14 protein-coding genes are annotated in these 17,943 nt (G+C 44.3%); 12 read left to right on the top strand and 2 right to left on the bottom strand.

What is annotated here, in order from left to right; genetic code table 11:
- Positions 1–384: 384 nt before the first annotated feature.
- On the bottom strand, positions 385–1,137 hold the full coding sequence (locus tag L3V33_RS06265) for a hypothetical protein (protein WP_065206503.1): 753 nt from the start codon (positions 1,135–1,137) through the stop codon (positions 385–387).
- 325 nt (positions 1,138–1,462) lie between these two features.
- On the opposite strand from L3V33_RS06265, the gene L3V33_RS06270 reads away from it, so the two are divergent.
- Complete coding sequence (locus L3V33_RS06270; RefSeq protein ID WP_237289990.1) at positions 1,463–2,362, top strand: LysR family transcriptional regulator; 900 nt, start codon at positions 1,463–1,465, stop codon at positions 2,360–2,362.
- A gap of 407 nt (positions 2,363–2,769) precedes the next feature.
- On the top strand, positions 2,770–3,384 hold the full coding sequence (locus tag L3V33_RS06275) for a hypothetical protein (RefSeq protein ID WP_102460159.1): 615 nt from the start codon (positions 2,770–2,772) through the stop codon (positions 3,382–3,384).
- Between the two features lie 531 nt (positions 3,385–3,915).
- On the opposite strand, the gene L3V33_RS06280 is transcribed toward L3V33_RS06275, so the two are convergent.
- Positions 3,916–4,776, bottom strand: a complete 861-nt coding sequence (locus L3V33_RS06280; protein WP_237289991.1) for an Imm49 family immunity protein — start codon at positions 4,774–4,776, stop codon at positions 3,916–3,918.
- 518 nt (positions 4,777–5,294) lie between these two features.
- Here L3V33_RS06280 and L3V33_RS06285 point away from each other — a divergent pair.
- The 10 genes from L3V33_RS06285 (at position 5,295) to secD (ending at position 17,943) form a co-directional block, all read left to right on the top strand.
- Entirely contained in the window at positions 5,295–5,975 is a 681-nt protein-coding gene (locus L3V33_RS06285) for a hypothetical protein (protein ID WP_237289992.1), read from the top strand.
- An 87-nt stretch (positions 5,976–6,062) separates the two neighbouring features.
- Positions 6,063–6,761, top strand: a complete 699-nt coding sequence (locus L3V33_RS06290) for an ABC transporter ATP-binding protein (RefSeq protein ID WP_237289993.1) — start codon at positions 6,063–6,065, stop codon at positions 6,759–6,761.
- On the top strand, positions 6,749–8,047 hold the full coding sequence (locus L3V33_RS06295) for an FtsX-like permease family protein (RefSeq protein WP_237289994.1): 1,299 nt from the start codon (positions 6,749–6,751) through the stop codon (positions 8,045–8,047). The genes L3V33_RS06290 and L3V33_RS06295 overlap by 13 nt, the downstream gene beginning before the upstream one ends.
- On the top strand, positions 8,040–8,840 hold the full coding sequence (locus tag L3V33_RS06300) for an outer membrane lipoprotein-sorting protein (RefSeq protein WP_237289995.1): 801 nt from the start codon (positions 8,040–8,042) through the stop codon (positions 8,838–8,840). Before L3V33_RS06295 ends, L3V33_RS06300 begins: the two co-directional genes overlap by 8 nt.
- An 8-nt stretch (positions 8,841–8,848) precedes the next feature.
- Positions 8,849–10,141 carry a hypothetical protein gene (locus tag L3V33_RS06305; RefSeq protein ID WP_237289996.1) on the top strand — a complete coding sequence of 431 codons (1,293 nt, stop codon included), beginning with the start codon at positions 8,849–8,851 and terminating at the stop codon, positions 10,139–10,141.
- Positions 10,141–11,199: a sensor histidine kinase gene (locus L3V33_RS06310; RefSeq protein ID WP_237289997.1), complete on the top strand. Its 1,059-nt coding sequence runs from the start codon at positions 10,141–10,143 to the stop codon at positions 11,197–11,199. Before L3V33_RS06305 ends, L3V33_RS06310 begins: the two co-directional genes overlap by 1 nt.
- Before the next feature lie 51 nt (positions 11,200–11,250).
- A complete protein-coding gene (locus L3V33_RS06315) occupies positions 11,251–12,081 on the top strand; it encodes a response regulator transcription factor (protein WP_237289998.1) in 831 nt (276 codons plus the stop codon).
- A 239-nt stretch (positions 12,082–12,320) separates the two neighbouring features.
- Positions 12,321–15,095: an insulinase family protein gene (locus L3V33_RS06320; protein WP_237289999.1), complete on the top strand. Its 2,775-nt coding sequence runs from the start codon at positions 12,321–12,323 to the stop codon at positions 15,093–15,095.
- A gap of 312 nt (positions 15,096–15,407) precedes the next feature.
- A complete protein-coding gene (locus L3V33_RS06325; protein WP_237290175.1) occupies positions 15,408–15,872 on the top strand; it encodes a hypothetical protein in 465 nt (154 codons plus the stop codon).
- A 271-nt stretch (positions 15,873–16,143) separates the two neighbouring features.
- Positions 16,144–17,943, top strand: a complete 1,800-nt coding sequence (gene secD / locus L3V33_RS06330) for a protein translocase subunit SecD (RefSeq protein ID WP_237290000.1) — start codon at positions 16,144–16,146, stop codon at positions 17,941–17,943.

Below are 17,943 nucleotides of genomic sequence, written 5' to 3' on the forward strand. Positions count from 1 at the left end.
TCAGACTATACATTCGATCTCCTTACCCTCTACTCATTGGCAATACACGTAGGGTTAGGATGCAGTGTAAGTTCAAGAGAGGCTTCGTTTGAATTCACTTATCTTGATGGGTTTAGGTATGCACTAGCAAACGTAAACAGTTAGATATCAATCAATAGAAGCATCGAATTCGCTCGCTGGAATAAGGTTTTGAGTGTTGAATCAATACGGGATGTAGATGTAACTTGATAGAGATCGAGAGTCAGTTCAAGGTAAGGCCGAACTGAATAGTAAATCGTGGCTATTTTAATAAAGAAGAGTGAGAGGGTGTAAGGTAAGGAAAACAAAACTAAAAAAAGGCGAATCTCTCGATTCACCTTTAACATATTATGGATTTTGGTCGTTTTAGAAGAATACTTTGTATTGGAACCAAACCACGGTGTCGTCAATGTCTAGTTTTTGATTGGTTGATTCCATGCTTCCATAAGTATTTTCAACCTTGACTTGTCCCCAACGTGTTTTGTCTGCCGAAAAAGGAGTCGCTGCGAGTAGAGTGGTTTTAACGGTACTCGTTTCAATATCACCATCCATGTATGTAAATTCTGGGTAGGCTGCAAAATAAGTACCATCGGCGCCCGGCTTCCAAACTGCATAAGCAGCAGCCATACCACCTACGATGCTATTGTCTGTCACACCGAAGGCACTTGTTGTGCTGTCTGAATATTCACCGCCCATCACTGCTGCACGGCCAAAAAAGGTCAGAGAGTCGATTGGAGTTCTAAAAATAGCGACACCACCTACTGCAGCAGTAGTAAAGCTTGCATTATCAATGATATCTAATGATGCGGCTACACGAGGTGTAATAGCACTATTTATGTTGAACACATGGAAATATTGAGCTCGGCTGTCTTTATATTTACCTTCATTATCCATCGAACCTTCCAATGTGAACATAGACATCTGCCCGTTGTCATAAGCGTATGATAGTGCCCCTGATAGCTTTAGGTCACCTTTGTTGTTGGTTGCTACATACATATTAGAGCTGGCACGAGTCATATCGGATGGATCGACTTTTTGAATGTCATCGCCAGCAAATGCAGAAATAGAAATAGTAGCAAGTAAAGCCGTAGACAAAGCGGTCATTTTTAGAGTGTTCATGGGACGTTCCTGAGTTATTTAAGTTAAGTTGCCGAAGCAATGACGCAACTTTACATAAGGTTTTTAGACTCATTAACTCTCTAGCGATGGGCTCGAACCATCGTTGTCATCCAAACAGCGTCGGTAAAGGGAGGGCGGGCGGTTTCTGGTGGTAAAAAGTATACTAATTCGTATGTTTAATGTGTATTTGGGAAGATATTTGAACTCAAGTCAGAACGTGCTGATAAAAATGTGCCACTTAATAAGAGAAACATACGTTGTATTGGTTAATGTAAACTCTGATGGTAAGATTTATTATCGAATATAAGGACTCGCAGGGCATGATATGAATTTTAGTCTTGAACAATTAAATACTTTCGTTGCGGTATATGAACAGCAAGCTTTTAGTAAAGCTGCGATAAAATTGAATAAGCACCGAACAACGGTTGCACAAGTAATTACGAGTTTAGAAGACCAGTTAGCGATCACTTTATTCGATAGATTGAGCCGCAGTGTCGAACCGACTGAAGATGCAGTACTCCTTTATCATTACGCAAAGCAAATTCTAGAGCAGGCTAAAACTCTTGATAGATTTGCATTAAGCCTTTCATTTGGCGGGCTAGAGTCAGTGACGATAGCCTATGCGAGCTTTTTACCTCATCACGTTGTTTCTAAAATTCGTCGACAGCTTTATGAAGACTTCCCATCCATGCGTGTTAATTTTTTGGTCAGAACGAAACCAGAAATAAAAGCAGGGATCGAAGATGGAAGCATTCATTTTGGGATTGTGAATATATACGAAAGCAAAGTGATTAATAGTATTGATTTTACCTTTTTGGGGAATATGCCTTTTGTTCCATTTGCTCATGCAGGAAGTGAATTATCGGCTAAGCCCTCAAACGAAACGCTCTCAACGATGAAATCTTTACGCCAGTTTGTACTCAAATCTATGGTCGATGATAAAATGACGGAGAAGGTTGTTGTTTCTTCAAGACATGAATATGTTGATCAATTAGCGGTCATTGTTAAGCTTGTCCAAGATGATTTTGGCTGGGCTCTTTTACCAAAATCGATAATTGAATCTGAATATATGACAGAGAATTTGGTAGAGATAAAATGTGACGAGATCAAACAAGAAATAATGGTTCCCATATCCCTTTGGTGTCCACATTCAAAACAGATTGCTCAGGTAAAAAAATCGATCATCAAGGTCGCTGATTATTATATAAATAAATCAGCGTACTAAAAAACGGACACTGTATTGGGATGAGTTCATCAGGCTATAGAAAGTATTGAGCTTGATGAGCTATCTATTATGAGTTTGTTTTAGCGCACTTTGAGTTATAAAGTGCCAAGAGTTAAAAACTGGACTATCCAAGTTGTGGACAAAAGTTTCTTAGAGCCATCACATTAATAATTTTCCATGGGGGAAAATTCAGTCTGAGAGGTGTCTGGACAAAAAAACTTGCTAGTACCTTTTCTAATTTCATAGATGACCAATTATCACTGGTATTAAATAGTAAGGATTCGTTAGTTATGTATTTTAGCTAACTGAAGATATATAGTATATATACATATTAATTCATTCAATGATACGTTATGATTAGCAAATTTAATATATAAGATAGATTTAATATTTACCGGAGTGATTCATTGAAATTTCATCATTTTACTTTTTTTGTAGCAATATTTTTAAGTGGTTGTTCAACAGTTCCAGATGTAAAGTTGACTAAAGAAAACTTCGAACATCTGAAAACTATAAAACTCGAATCAAGTGAAAGTGACAACTCGATACTAACTGTAATAAGTACGGTTCATCTTGAAGGTTCGGGCTTAACTCCAGTAGGCGGAGATGGTTTAGGTTTAAAAGAAAAAACCCTGATTTTTATGGATGAAAATCAAGTTAGTTTAAATCAGATTATTCAGAAACAATTTTCCGAAAAAGTAGAGCAAGGTAACGTTAAAGTAGTATTTGACGATAGTTCCCCAAATAAACTCGTCATTACACTTAATCATGTCGTTTTAGGAAAGGCCCCGGGGTTTCCTGGTAGTTTTGACGTCCGCTACAATATTACTGCTCAATTACTTGATGGTAAAAAAAATATACTGTGGTCGTATACTCCTTTGATACCATTCATAGCCGATGGATACTCTATATCTTTGGTTGAACTCTTTTCATCCGAAGAGTCAATGACTCACTTCTTTAGCTCTGCCTCAGAGCCAACTGTGCAAAGGATATACGACCATTTTATGAAAAACCTAATTTAAGTGATGTGACTGTTTCTGATAACCAATCAAACAATTAACTCGATATAGAATCGTACTAAAAGTAATTTCTATTCCAAGATAAACCACGTTACAAACCTCATAATTGGAACCTTCTGATTATGAGGTGTATTAGGGCTAGTTTAGTTAATCCTCAGTGCGAAGCTAATAAAGCGACACCAACGAGCTATTTATACCGCACTTTTACTCTACGCACGCTATCGTAATCACGATCTTTTCCCCACGGAACCAAACATGTCAAGTAGCTCATAACGCCGGTACCCGTCACGAATTAGATAGCGTATAGAAAAACTAGCATTAATGTTTGTAGACCTGCTGCTCTAACTCATTTTTGGACAAAAGCTTGTCAGCGACATTACTAAATTAGCAAACAACCAATGAGCAAAAGTATCGAAAGAGTCGCGTAGCTTTATGCCACTCTAATGGTAGCAGAACAGCTCAATAACGCGGGGTTACTGTGACAATCAGTGTAATGATCGGCAACAACGCCACCGATCATTTTTACTTCACTGTTTACGAGTTTGAGAATACATAAGTAGGTAAATATCCTGACTCAACATCAAGGGTCAATCCATACTTTTCTTTGGCGTATTTAGCCGCTGTGAGCAACGGCAGTGAAACATACCCCGTTTCCCTTTGGCTAAAATCTTTATCATGCGTCCACCACTCTTTGTGCATTTCCAAAGCACGGTGCATAGCATCACGATACGCCTCTTGATTTTGTTGGTGTACCGCTTGCATCACATCATAGAAACCAAGCGTGATGGTAATACTGTGGAAAATCATCCAGCGCTCTCTGCCAGCGCGATCGCCTTCATCAATTAACTGCGTCAGTCGCTCAATGGCAGCAGTAATATCTTGGCTAGGTTGCAAACCCAATAAGTGCAAAATAATTTCGCAATGCAGCGAACCAAAAATTTCCCCACAATTTACTTGCCCACGCCCGAATTGGGCCATTAGGGCATTTAGATCACCATATCGCCCTGTAATGATTGTCATAAATACCCAATCTAGCCAATCAGTAACAGGTACTGACTGGGCTTTACCACGTGTAGGCACAGAAAAGTCGACTCCCTGATAGGTAAACGCCACAATGCCCCCTTCCGGTTCTGAAAGCACGCGCTGCCATTGCATTAGGTACTGCTGCGCCGTTCTCAAATGTTCAGCCACCGCTTGTTCCGAAACCGAGGGCGCATGATGGCCAATAAAAAATAATTTTTTTTGCTTTTCATATCCCGATTCAAATCCAAACCAATTGTGTCCTTCATCATCCACGGCTTTTTGGTTCATTTGACAAAATCTGGATAACGTTACGTCATACAGCCGCTGCTTTCCTGCTAAATTGCTCACGTGTGTCTTTACTGCCTTTATCATGGCTAGGCCCCCAACTCAAATTTCACGTTATTTGACGTTTTAATGGTACCATCTTTATTAAAGATGAGCTCTGCCTAAGGTTGTTGAAAATCTGACAACTGTCTAAGATTTAATTACGATTTATCAATGTCTTATACATAATGGCTCATTACGTATACGACATTATGCCGCAATAAAATCTACTCCTATCTCAAAGCACTGACCACTACACAGACACAAGTTTGAGACAAAAATATGGAGCTAAATAAAGAGTAACTAGTCAGGTCGAAGTTCAGATGAAATAGACTATGGGGCAGAAATGAGTCAGCTCTGATCAAGGCCTGAAGTAGGAAATGTCAGATACGTTTTTTCCCACTCATTTTATCCTTTCCTACTCGTGCTTTTTGTTTGCAGCTCCCACCACTCACACCCCCTCTCAACCATTCGCTCCTTGTAATTACCATTCGTCGCATTGGTAAAACTGCACGACAAATTCTAGTTAACCTTTCAACGTCAACATTTGAAAGGGATTAGAAATCATGACTACTTCACACTCATTTAATTCAAGCTCTACCACTTCTCTGCTTAAGCGTTCATTACTGATTGCTCTTGTTTCGTTTGTACCGTCATTAGCTTTGGCTAACCCAAGTTCAGACGTGCTTGATATCTACAACCAAGCTGCGCAAGGCAATGAAGACTTGGTTGAGGTGGCTTATGAACGCCTGAATGACACGCTACAACAAGACGGTGCTACGCCACTGACCTTGGTTTACTTAGGCAGTACAGAAACCTTAATGGGACGTGATGCATTCTTGCCTTGGAACAAGATGAAGTATGTGGAGAAGGGCTTATCGACCATTGATAAATCACTGGTGCTGCTTAAAGACGAAGTCCAACCGATTGATGAACAACCTCGTGTTCAAGGGCTGCCAGATTCTTACCTAACTCGCGCCATGGCAGCGGTGACTTACACTTCTCTACCAGATATGTTTAACCATTTTGACCGTGGTTATGACCTGTTCCTCTCGTTACTCGCGGAAGATGATTTCCAACAACAACATTTCTCTGCGACAGCGTGGATTTACCGTTACGCCATTACTGCATCGATTCGTGCTGAAGACTTCAAGCAAGCACAGGTGTGGCTTGAAAAAATGGAAAGTACCGATGCCGGAAACATCGAGACCATGACAGCGAAGGCCCTAATAGCGAAAGCCAAGTAACAGTTGTCAAAGCCAAATAACAGCTGCGATAGCTCAATTGCGGTTTGCGAGGGCTTAAGAATGGATTGGAAATAAGAGGACAACGAAATGATTGAATTTAACGGTATCGGCAAAGCATATGTCACGGGCGGTCAACGTGTTGATGCATTAAATGGGGTCGATGGACACATCCAACGCGGCGAAATGGTGGCGTTGTGCGGCCCGTCTGGTTCAGGAAAAAGCACACTTTTGAATATTCTTGGTTTGTTGGATATGGATTATCGAGGGCAGATTAATATTGATGGCCAACCGTATCCGACAGAGCAAATCGCCGCTGCGCGTTTTCGCCGTCAGTCGTTGGGTTTTGTATTTCAGCGCTTCAATCTGGTTCCAGTGATGACGGCACTTGAGAACGTGGCATACCCATTGATGTTGAACCAATGCTCGAGGCAAGAACAACAGACCAGAGCACAAGACATGTTAGAGCGTGTTGGGTTGGGGGATTACGTTCATCATCGACCAGATAACCTTTCAGGTGGCCAACAGCAACGTGTCGCGATAGCCAGAGCGCTGATTCACAATCCAAGCCTCGTGATTGCTGATGAGCCGACCGCCAGCCTAGACAGCCATACCGCGAACCTAGTGATCGACATTATGAAAGAGCTCGGCCATGAAATGGGCACGACTTTTATCGTAGCAACGCACGACCCAAGAATGGCAAAGCGTTGCGACAGAATCATTGAGTTAATCGATGGTCAATTGGCTCCACAAGCGGCAACCACGGAGGCGATCTCATGGGCAAGTTAACACAAAGAATGAGCACGTTTTTACTTCCAACTTCGGTGCGTTTAGCGTGGCTTAATTTATTAAGAAACGGTCGGCGCAGCCTGCTTTCAGTGTTGATCATCGCCATTGCGGTATTTGCACTGACCAGTGCCGGTGGTTATGGGCTTTACACCTATGAGTCACTGAGAGAATCGACTGCGCGTGATACTGGCCACCTTACCTTGAGCACGCCGGGTTATTTTGAACAAGACGAAGATATGCCGCTGAGCAATGGTCTGGATAACGTTCAATCCCTAACCAAGAGCATTATTGGCGATAGTGATGTGCGTGGTGTGCAGCCGCGAGTCTATTTCAGTGGTTTGGTTTCTAACGGCAGCAAGTCGACCATTTTTATGGGAACGGGCGTGAATGAGCGTGAGTTCGACATGAAAGGCCCTTTCCTTGATGTACGCAGCGGGCAAACCCTGTCGGATGTGAAATCCCCAAGATACGACAGCCAAGAACCCCAAGTGATGCTAGGAACTGACCTTGCTCGTAACCTTAAAGTTGCGGTAGGAGATTGGGTGACTCTGCTCGCTACAACAAGTGACGGCGCATTGAATGCCTTTGATTTTAAGGTGCAGGGCATCTACTCGACTGGGGTTCCTGAGCTGGATAAGCGTCAGTTATATGTTCATATCACTGCCGCTCAAGAGCTGTTGGCCTCAGATAAAGTCAGCACCTTGTCGGTGTTCCTATTTGAAACAAGCAAAACCTCGACCGTTCAACAGCGCATCCAAACTGCTTTAGAGCGAAATAGCGCTAGCCAAAACGATCCAGGCTCAGAGATCGAGATTACCCCATGGCAAGATCGCGCGTTTTTCTACACCAAGGTTAAAGATCTTTACGACCGGATCTTCGGCATCATGGGCGCAGTGATGGCGTTGGTGGTGTTTGTGTCGTTGTTTAACACCATGACTATGTCAGTGACGGAACGTACTCGAGAGATCGGCACCTTGTCAGCACTCGGCAGTTACCCCTCTGAAATTGTCACAGGCTTCTTAAAAGAGGCGGGATTACTGGCACTGATTGGTAGCGCGATTGGCGCGCTAGTGAGTGGCTTGGTGTCGTTGCTACTGTTGGTGGTTGATATACAAATGCCGCCACCTCCCGGCAGAACCGAAGGCTACCCACTCAATATTTACTTCTCATTGGAATTGGTTGGTTACGCCACCTTAGGTGTGCTGACAATATGTTTAATCGCTGCTTATTTCTCTGCTCGTAAAGGCGTGAACAAGCCAATCACGGAGGCGCTGGTTTATGTCTAAATTAACTCGCTCAATTAAAACGTTGGGCTCTGTTTTGGCCTTGGCCTCGGTTCTAACACTAGCTGTAACATCGACGCCAAGCTGGGCAGTCGATTCACAACAAGTCACTGAGATGATTGCCAAGGCGGATAGCTACCGCTTGAACAGTGCACAAGCCTCTAAGGTGGTTTCTTTGGTGGCGCTATACCAAGACGAACAACTGGATAAAACCCGTGAATACAATGTCTACACAAGGCCAAATCGAGAGTCATTGGTCGTCTTTAAATCAGCTGTTGAGGCAGGTCAAAAGATGCTGATGATTGAAGATAACTATTGGTTACTGATGCCGAAATCTCGTCGACCAATTCGTATCACACCGATGCAAAAGTTATTGGGTGAAGCCTCGGTGGGCGATATCTCGACACTCACTTGGAGTGAAGATTACCAAGGTGAGTGGGTTGCCGAACAACTGGTTGAGATGCCGACTGGCGAGACAATTGATACCCATCACCTAAAGCTAGCGGCGAAAACCAAGGGTGCCAGCTATCAATCGATTGACCTGTGGTTAACGGCAGACCGAGCGTTTCCAGTTAAAGCGGATTTGTACCTGCGTTCAGGAAAGTTAGCGAAGCAAGCGTGGTTTGCTGAAGGTGTGCGAGATGGCTTGCCAAGTGTGGTATCGATGACCTTGCTCGATAAGATTCAGCCGAGTAAGAAAACCGTGATTGAGTACCGCGAAGTAATAGAACAAAGCTTGGAAGACAAATACTACAACCCTGCTTATTTGTCGCGTAACAGTGTATCTGGATTGTAGGTGATCGTATGAGAGCGCCCAATCGCCGATTCCACATAAAGTCTTCAATCACTACTTTGCTTGCTTTGTCTTGTGTAAGTAACACGATTCAAGCAGACGATCTGAGCTTGGCCTGGGATTGGCAACTGAGCGCTGAGTCGGTTGAATCGCGAGAGTCGCCATTCAGTCCTTTAGCATCAGATAATCGTCAGTCACTCAATGGTTTGCTGGATCTAGAGGTTGGATATGGCAATTGGCTTGGTCTGTTCGCAGTGAAAGCCAATGATATTGTGAGCAACAACCCTCAAGAACAAGACGCGACCTTTGAGTCTGAATTCATTGTACGAGAGTTGTTTTGGCAAGGTGGTGTTGAACTGTCTAATTCTGCTTTCGGGGATCACTACCTTGATGTGACGCTCGGTAAGGTTCGTCTCGATTGGGGCGTGGGTTATGGCTACCGACCGTTAGACATCATCAAGCCTTATCGCCAGAACCCCGTTGGTATTGTGGCTGAAGAGGGCGCTGGCGTTGCTTCGGTCTCATTGTTTGATATGACGGGCGAGTGGACATTGCTTTACAGTGATTCGTCATGGACTTCCCAAGACGTAAATGAATTCGAAAAGCAGAATCAGCAACAAGGACTTGGGGTACGTCGTTACAACTTAGTGGGCGATCACGAAGTTCAATGGGTCGCTTATTACGACGATGTACGTCACGGCTTGCTCGGGGCTAGTTTGGTTTCGGTATTAAACCTCGCGTGGGAGTTTCACGGTTCGGCGGTTTATCAGCGACAAAGCCTAGGCTATCGCCAGCCGAGCTCAATGCTTAAACCGGTTTATCTCGAAGAGCAGGGCGAGGCTTATCAAGCGTTAGCAGGACTAACATGGGCCAATGACTCGGGGCACAATGTGGTTCTGGAATATTGGTTTGATAGCCGAGCTTGGAGTAACTCTGAATGGCAAAGGGCAATAGAAAATGCCGAGTCTTTGTCGGTTAATCCAATGACAGCATCATTGGCTGGTTCTTACGCTCAGGGCTATCAACACGCCAATTTGGTTCAACACAACATCATGTTTCACTGGTCTTTGGATTCGACACATGGCTGGCTTGAAGATATCACGCCGACATTCGACGTCATGTTATCTCCACAAGACGGCGGCTTTATTGCTACGCAGTGGCTCAACTATCAGGCTTTAGATAATGGTGATTCATCGTTGGATTTGGAACTTGCTGCACGCTTTCTAGGCGGTAAAAGTGATTCTGCTTACGCCAACTTACCCGATAGTCATATGATTCTCTTAAATATCAAAGGACGGTTTTAATGAGTACTTCTTCTAAAAGTGAATTTTCGTGGCCAAAGAGTTTCACTCTGACCACCATTTTCTGCGCTTTGATTGCTGTGACCACGCAAACCATATGGGGAGGCGATTTCATCCTCAACCTCGCGATCAGCTTTGGTTTTGGTTTGAGTGCGGTCGGCTCTTCTTTCATTTTGGTTAAGTTGTTCAAAACCGAATCTCGTGTGTTTGAAGTGGGTATCTCGATGTTGGTGGCGATGACGGTTGGTACGTTAAACGCACATTATTGGTTAAATGGTTTCTTTGGTGACAATTTCTCTGGGCTGAAATCGGTGATGTTGTTGGGTGTCATTTTCTGCTCGGTTTGTTACTACTATTTTTATACGAGAGGCGAACAACTCAGAGCCGAAAATGAGTTGGAGATTGCTAAACGCCGTCAAGCTGACCAAGAGAAAGTCGTGGTGATGAGTCAGCTAAAGCAACTTCAAAGCCAAATTGAACCTCATTTTTTGTTCAACACTCTCGCCACCATAAGCGTGCTAATTGAGACTGATGGCGCTAAAGCCAAGCTGATGTTAGAAAAGCTGACGGATTTACTGCGCGTGACATTAAAAAATAGTCGTGCTGATCAATCTACGGTTTCTCAAGAAGTCGATTTGATTGATGCTTACCTTAATATTCAGAAAATTCGATTGGCAGAACGATTGGAGTTTTCGATTGAAACGCATGGCATCAGCGACTTGCAGGTGATTCCGCCATTCTTGATTCAACCTTTGGTCGAGAATGCACTCACGCACGGTATCGAACCTAAAGCCGCGGGTGGCCAAGTGAATATCCGCATAGCTCAACAGGCGCAGCAACTAAAAATTGAAGTTGCAGACAATGGCGCTGGGCTGAACTCCCCTTCTATTAGTGCGGGCCATGGTGTGGGACTTAGCAATATTCGTCAGCGAATCGAAACCCTTTACGGTGAGAAAGCTAGCTTGACGATCACTGAGCAAGCTGAGGGTGGGGTGGTATCGACAATCTTATTACCGCTTATCAGCGAAACTAGATCTGAGAACGATGAGCCGAACCTCTAAGATCAGTGATTACAAACAGACGATTTACAGTGTGAATTTAAAGGAATAATAATGACTAACCCAGCAGTAAAGCCGAACGTAACGGCAATTATCGCAGACGATGAAGCACTGTTAAGGCACCATTTAGACAAAAGCCTTGCTGAGGTTTGGCCTGAGCTAGAGATCGTCAGTAAGGCAACCAATGGTTTAGAGGCGATGCAGAGTATTCAACAGCTTAAGCCCGATGTGGCCTTTCTCGATATTCGCATGCCAGAGCTCGATGGAATCTCGCTGGCGAAACAATTGAACAAGTTAGACTCTCCGCCGTTGGTGGTATTCATCACCGCTTATGACGAATATGCAGTCAAAGCCTTTGAGCACAATGCGATGGATTACCTACTGAAGCCAATCAACGAAGAGCGCCTACTCGCTACCTGTCAGAAGGTTCAAGCGCGCTTGTCGAGCAATCAAACACAATCCTGTATTACGCCTGAGCAGCCTGATATTGCTGCGTTAATGAGTCAGCTTCAGCAATTATCTCAATCAACATCACAGCAAGCTCAACCTCAATATCTCACATGGCTTAAAGCCAGTGTTGGGGAAGACATTCACCTAATCGCCGTCGATGATGTGGCTTTCTTCAAAGCGGAAGATAAGTACGTGTCTATATTTAAAAAGGGTCAAGGCGGTTCGTTAGAAGAGTTTATTCTTCGCGTGTCGCTAAAAGAACTGATCGCTCAGCTCAATCCTGATGAGTTTTGGCAGATCCACCGCTCCGTGGTGGTGAAGGTCTCCGCTATTGATAAGGTGAAGAAAGGGCTCTCAGGCCAGATGTCGGCGTATGTTTCTGGAGAGAAGTTACCGATCAGCCGCGCTTCGCAAGGGCTCTTTAAAGGTATGTAGAGAACTAGCTTAAGGGGATGTAGCCATTGATTTTAAAGTATGTGGAGTAAGCGAGTTTAAATGGATGTTTTAGGCTCTTATCAAAACGCTGCTTTAAACGAGTACAGTGGGTCTTACACAACGTATAGCAATTTATAAAATAAAGATCCAGATCACAAAGATATTCATCCGGTTCAATATTAAATAATAATCGTTAACTCAATCTGTATATTGTCGATGAATGACATTAAGAGGTTGTTATGAAAACATATTATTTAGCGGCGGCAGTATGCTTCACCTTAGTTGGCTGTAGCTCAACATCAAAAACTACCGAAACTCCAATCCAGCCGGATCCGGCATGGACATCAGGCCAGCTAGAAAATGGCCTTACCTACCATGTTTATCCAGATCATGAAGAATCCGTATCTGTTCGTTTAGTTGTGCACGCGGGCTCAATTCAAGAGACTGTTCAGCAAGAAGGCTACGCGCACTTCTTGGAACACATGGCATTCAATGGCAGCAAGAATTTCTCTGAAAATGATGTGATTCGTCTATTTGAAGATGCAGGCGCTAGCTTTGGTGCAGATATTAATGCCTACACCTCTTATGAAGAGACGGTCTACCAGTTAGATTTGCCAGATAACATCCAATTGCAGTCTGCTTTGACGTGGATGCGTGACATTGGTGATGGCCTGGATCTATCAAGTTCAGAAGTAGAAAAAGAAAAAGGCGTGGTTCTTGGTGAGTTCCGTATGGCTCGCCTCGATGATAAGTCATTCGGAGAGATATTTTATGATCACTTCATTGAAGGCGGCCCGTACCAATCGCAAGATGCACTAGGGACTAAACCGTCGATTGTGAATGCCACTCCTCAAGGCATCACCAACTTTTATCAGACTTGGTATCAACCTCAAATAGTTGAGCTGGTCGTTTCTGGTGATGTGGATATCAAAACCGTGATTCCACTCATTGAAGAAAAGTTTTCTAGCTGGGAGCGTGGCGACACGCCGCGACCAGAGAAACAGAAAGTGACGTCATTCAATGAAGATGATTATGTTGAGTACGCAGGAAGAGAAGCGCCAAGCATCACTCTGACGTTTAACCGAGGTTTAAATAGAGTTGACAATCATGCTCAGCAGAACCAACGCAGGTTAGATGAAACCGCTCAACAATTGATTCGACAGCGATTAGAAGCGGTGTTCAATGATGCCGCGCTGCCGACTCAATGGATAGCGTCTGATAGCTATCGAATGGGTTCTCTGTACTATTCGTCAATAAGTGTTGGGTTTCCGACTGGAGGCCGCGAAGTTATCCAAAAAGATCTGCTTTCTACATTGGCATCACTGCGTGATTTTGGTGTTTCGGAAACGGATATTGCTGGCGAACTGCACTACTACCAAGACTTGCTGGATAACATTGAGCATGACTGGGATAAAATGGACAGCGTTGAACACGCGAACTACAAAGTGAGTGCGTTAGTCACTGATCGAATCGTCCAATCACAGAAAGACTATCAAGTCAGCTTGGAAGCCTTCATTGATAACTTGAGCCTTGAAGTGATTAACGACAACATCAAGAATCTACTTTCTGATGATTACTTTATTGTTATTGGGATGGATGATTCCGAAGACAGAACAGCGGTCATCAACTCTCTAGATAGTTTAAAAGCCGCGTATAGCGAGGCGGGAGTTCCGCCGCTTGCGATTGGGACAGCCAGTGCCTTTGCTATACCTAGCTCGCAAGGCGAGGTTGTACTTGCTGAACAAATGTCCGTAGACCCATACATCCAAAAGTGGACGTTAAGTAATGGTATCGATATGTGGTACCTGCGTGATTATGTGGCAGGTGATGATGTCGGTGTAATGTACATGAGCCTCGGCGGAAAAGCCGCTTTGGATCCGAGCTTGTACCCAGCGGTTGAGGTTGCGTTACCTACCTTCGCTCGAAGCGGTGCCGGTGAGTTTACGGGCTCTGAGCTTTTAGCGTACTTTGATCGGGAAAATATTCGTGCCGATTCCTTCATTGGTAATACTCGTCATGGTATTGAATTTAATATTAACAAAGATGGGCTTGAAGACACGTTTGCTGCGCTTTATACCTTCATCACTGCGCCTAAAATTGTTCCCGAGCAGTTAGAGGCAGTGAAGCAGGAGTTTGTACAAGGTCAAGAATCTTTCTTGAGCAGCCCTGTTGGTCAGTTTGAACGCGCAAGAAACCAGAACATCTATGGTCAGGACAGTGGCCACCTCTTTGTTGATAAAGAACGTGTTGAAGCGGTTTCTGTGGAAGACGTCGCTAATCTTCACCAGCAGCTGTTTGGTCAAATGAGACATAACCAATTGGTTATCGTGGGTGATATCGACCCAAGTGAGTTAAAGCCTTTGGTTGAGCAATACTTGGCTTCGATTCCATTAGAAAAAGCCGAGGTTCCTGACTTTAAGGTGGCTTACAAGCAGCCATCTGAATCACGTATTGATTTAGCCATCAACAATGTGAATAGCGCAGAGTACGTCTTACGAGTCATCTCTGAACCTGTAACCGAAACCGACCAAGGCGTAACGGCAAAAGATATCTTCACGGAAAGCTTGCTAGAACGACTGCTGGCGACTCGCTTAGATGCTTATATTCGTGAAGAGTTGAGTTTAGATTACTCACCTTATGCATATTCGGCGTCTGCAGATAGAGAGCTGAGTCATGAGTGGGTTATTGGTGCGATGATAGCGCCTGAGAACGTTGATAAAGTGGAAGTGGCGATCGATAAGGTGATTGCAGACCTTCTACAAGGTGTCTCTGAAGAGGAAATGCGAGCGGTAGTGAAACAGTTTGAAGCTGACTTCACGCCTCTCGAGATGAGCTCTATCGACCAAGCGTGGTACCTATCTCGTTATTTACTTCATGGTTACGACATCGAAGCGTTGTCTCAAGTTAAGCGTGTTGCGAGGTCGATCACTGCGGAAGACATGAATCAACTTGTGCAGCGTGTATTTGGTGAAAATAGCCGTAAGGTTAAGAATATCATGCGCCCTAAAGCCTAAAGCCTAAAGCCTAAAGCCTAAAGCTATAAATAAGCTATAAGCAAACAGAAATAGATGACTCAAAGCCAAGCACACACTGCTTGGCTTTTTTGTTTTTTTTACATCATTCATAACGTCAATGTATTACGTGTTGTTGGTCGTATTTAAAGGCATGTAATTCTAAATGCTAGGGTGCTTAATCGGTTGCTTCGTATCATTTTCTAAAAAAATGTTTTAAATCAAGACAGCATTTCATTTGTATTGTAGATTGGCGATCTACGAGAATGTTGTTTGGATATTAGATTGCTTAAATTAGGTACCCGATTAGTCTTAATGTTGTTTTTACTGAGCTTTGGCTTAGTGAATTCTAACGGCTATTCGTTCCCTTCTAAGCCATTCCAAATCCACTCCGCTCAAGAGCAGCCTTCGCAGAATAATCTTTGTAAACAAGCTGCTGCGGATAACCCGTCGAGCTACATGGAATGCGATCAGGTTCAGTTTGACACTGTGTCTTTAGGTGATAGTTCCAATTATCACGACACTGAATCGAGTCTCCAAGCGGTAACCTTTAGACGTATGCTCAGCAACGAGCAAGAAAGTGTGGCTGACCTTGAGCCTGCTTATCATCTATTGATCGACTTCTCTCCCCCATCATTACTGGCTTCTCTGCTCTTCAACACGCCGATGTTGGATACTAAGCAGCATTGGACCAGCATTGTGAGTTCTCCGTCCTCCCGGCTTTCGGGGTGGAAAGAGGGCAACATCCAATACTCGCATTTCCGAGAACTTCTTAGCTAATCGTTTGACCCTAAATTGGTCGTATCGATGGTCATTTGTGCCCGTTGAACTCGCCAATTAACCAAAACAAACATAGCGACATCAGCTTTAGCATCACTACCGTTCAATCAGCTTGTTCTGGTTTCAGCTATCGATTGTGTTCGCAAAACATTAGTTATACCAATCGCAGTAAATAACTGGCCATCCTAGCTGGTTAAAATGCTCGATCACTGCTTTTTTCCGGCGCTATTTTTGAGCACGTGTTTACGGTGATTGGTAAAAAGAAGAGATCTTGACTGTGAAAAAACGCATTCCAAGAAAACAAATTAACCACTACTCGAAGTGGAAATACGTGGTGCTTATCGCCACTATCATCGTTATGGTTCTGAGTGCTTTACCTTCTTGGTATGGCGAGAACGCCTCGGTTCAAATTAGCAACCGTTCTGAACAGACGATCGACGCCACTCAAATTACTCAATATCTCGCGAGCGAAGGCATCCAAGCGACATCAGCCTTTCAAAAAGACAAACGCTTAGTTGTGATTTTAGAAGATGCAGAGCAGCAAGCGAAAGCTAAAGAAGTACTTAATGAGCGCCTACTAGACAGCGCAACCGTTGCTCTAGCGATGGAGCCAGCTGCACCTAAATGGCTAACTGATATGGGCTTTGCGCCGATTCAACTAGGTCTTGATTTACGCGGTGGCGTGCAGTTCTTGCTAGAAGTGGATATGGCACCGGTTTATCACGCGCAAGCTCAAGCGGTGGTCGACGAGATCACTAGCGAAGTGCGTTATGCCCGTGGTGAAGTGGTGAACAACCAAGTTAAGTTTAATTTCCGCACTGATGCTGATTTTGAACAAGCTCAAAAGCTGATTCGTGAAGAGTTCCCACAATGGCAACGTGATCGTTCAGATAAATCGCTAACGTTAACCCAATCTGAAGAAGAGCAAAGAACGCTACGTAACCTAACGGTTCAACAAAACCTGCAAATCATGCGCAGCCGTATTGAAGAGCTAGGCATCACAGAAGCATCAATTCAACGCCAAGGTGAAAGCCGTATTCGTATTGAACTGCCGGGCGTACAAGACCCTGCAGCAGCGAAAGATGTGATTGGTGCAACCGCATCACTTGCTTTCTATTCTGTGTACGACAACCCAACGCGCAGCACTCAAACGCTGAAGGACACAGACGGCAACCGCGTGGTAGTCGACCGCAAGGCTGTGTTGAGTGGCGAACATATTATCGATGCTCGTAGTGGCATTGGTGAGATGGGCAGCGCAGAAGTCAACATCACACTGGATTCTTCTGGCGGCAAAAAAATGTCTGAATTTTCTCGCCATAATATTGGTAAGCCAATGGCGACTGTTTACAGCGAATACAGCCGTGATAGAGCAGGCAACAGCAAGCAAGACAGTGAAGTGATTAGTGTAGCAAACATCCAATCTCAACTGGGTAGCCGCTTCAGAATCACTGGTGCAGGCAGCTTGGCAGACGCACAAGAGCTTGCGTTACTGTTGCGTGCGGGGTCATTAACCGCGCCCGTTACCATCATTGAAGAACGTACTATTGGCCCATCTCTGGGTGCAGAAAACGTAACCAACGGCTTTGCTGCTCTGGCGCTTGGCCTTGGTCTTACTCTGACGTTTATGGCGCTATGGTATCGCCGCTTAGGTTGGGTCGCGAACTGTGCATTGGTGGTGAACATGACCACATTGTTTGGCTTGATTGCCTTGCTACCAGGTGCGGTATTAACCCTGCCGGGCATTGCGGGCTTGGTACTGACCGTAGGTATGGCGGTGGATACCAACGTGCTTATCTTCGAGCGTATTCGAGACAAGATGAAAGAAGGGCGCAGCTTTGCGAGTTCTATCGATCGTGGCTTTGACAGTGCGTTCTCTTCTATTTTCGATGCCAACGTCACCACCATGATTGTTGCTGTAGCCCTATACACCATTGGTAATGGACCGATTCAGGGCTTCGCTCTGACACTGGGCTTAGGTCTTCTAACCAGTATGTTTACGGGCATTTTTGCTTCACGAGCGATCATCAATTTGGTTTGGGGGCGTGACCAACGCCACGATGTAAGGATTTAA

The organism is Vibrio sp. A2-1 (genome assembly GCF_021728355.1).
Taxonomy (GTDB): domain Bacteria; phylum Pseudomonadota; class Gammaproteobacteria; order Enterobacterales; family Vibrionaceae; genus Vibrio; species Vibrio splendidus_K.

Bases quoted from the DNA above. Each gene is read 5' to 3' on its own strand.
- L3V33_RS06285 (WP_237289992.1), top strand. From the start codon at position 5,295: ATGACTACTTCACACTCATTTAATTCAAGCTCTACCACTTCTCTGCTT.
- L3V33_RS06280 (WP_237289991.1), bottom strand. From the start codon at position 4,776: ATGATAAAGGCAGTAAAGACACACGTGAGCAATTTAGCAGGAAAGCAG.
- L3V33_RS06315 (WP_237289998.1), top strand. From the start codon at position 11,251: ATGACTAACCCAGCAGTAAAGCCGAACGTAACGGCAATTATCGCAGAC.
- L3V33_RS06295 (WP_237289994.1), top strand. From the start codon at position 6,749: ATGGGCAAGTTAACACAAAGAATGAGCACGTTTTTACTTCCAACTTCG.
- L3V33_RS06300 (WP_237289995.1), top strand. From the start codon at position 8,040: ATGTCTAAATTAACTCGCTCAATTAAAACGTTGGGCTCTGTTTTGGCC.
- L3V33_RS06290 (WP_237289993.1), top strand. From the start codon at position 6,063: ATGATTGAATTTAACGGTATCGGCAAAGCATATGTCACGGGCGGTCAA.
- L3V33_RS06270 (WP_237289990.1), top strand. From the start codon at position 1,463: ATGAATTTTAGTCTTGAACAATTAAATACTTTCGTTGCGGTATATGAA.
- L3V33_RS06310 (WP_237289997.1), top strand. From the start codon at position 10,141: ATGAGTACTTCTTCTAAAAGTGAATTTTCGTGGCCAAAGAGTTTCACT.
- L3V33_RS06320 (WP_237289999.1), top strand. From the start codon at position 12,321: ATGAAAACATATTATTTAGCGGCGGCAGTATGCTTCACCTTAGTTGGC.
- L3V33_RS06325 (WP_237290175.1), top strand. From the start codon at position 15,408: ATGTTGTTTTTACTGAGCTTTGGCTTAGTGAATTCTAACGGCTATTCG.
- L3V33_RS06305 (WP_237289996.1), top strand. From the start codon at position 8,849: ATGAGAGCGCCCAATCGCCGATTCCACATAAAGTCTTCAATCACTACT.
- L3V33_RS06265 (WP_065206503.1), bottom strand. From the start codon at position 1,137: ATGAACACTCTAAAAATGACCGCTTTGTCTACGGCTTTACTTGCTACT.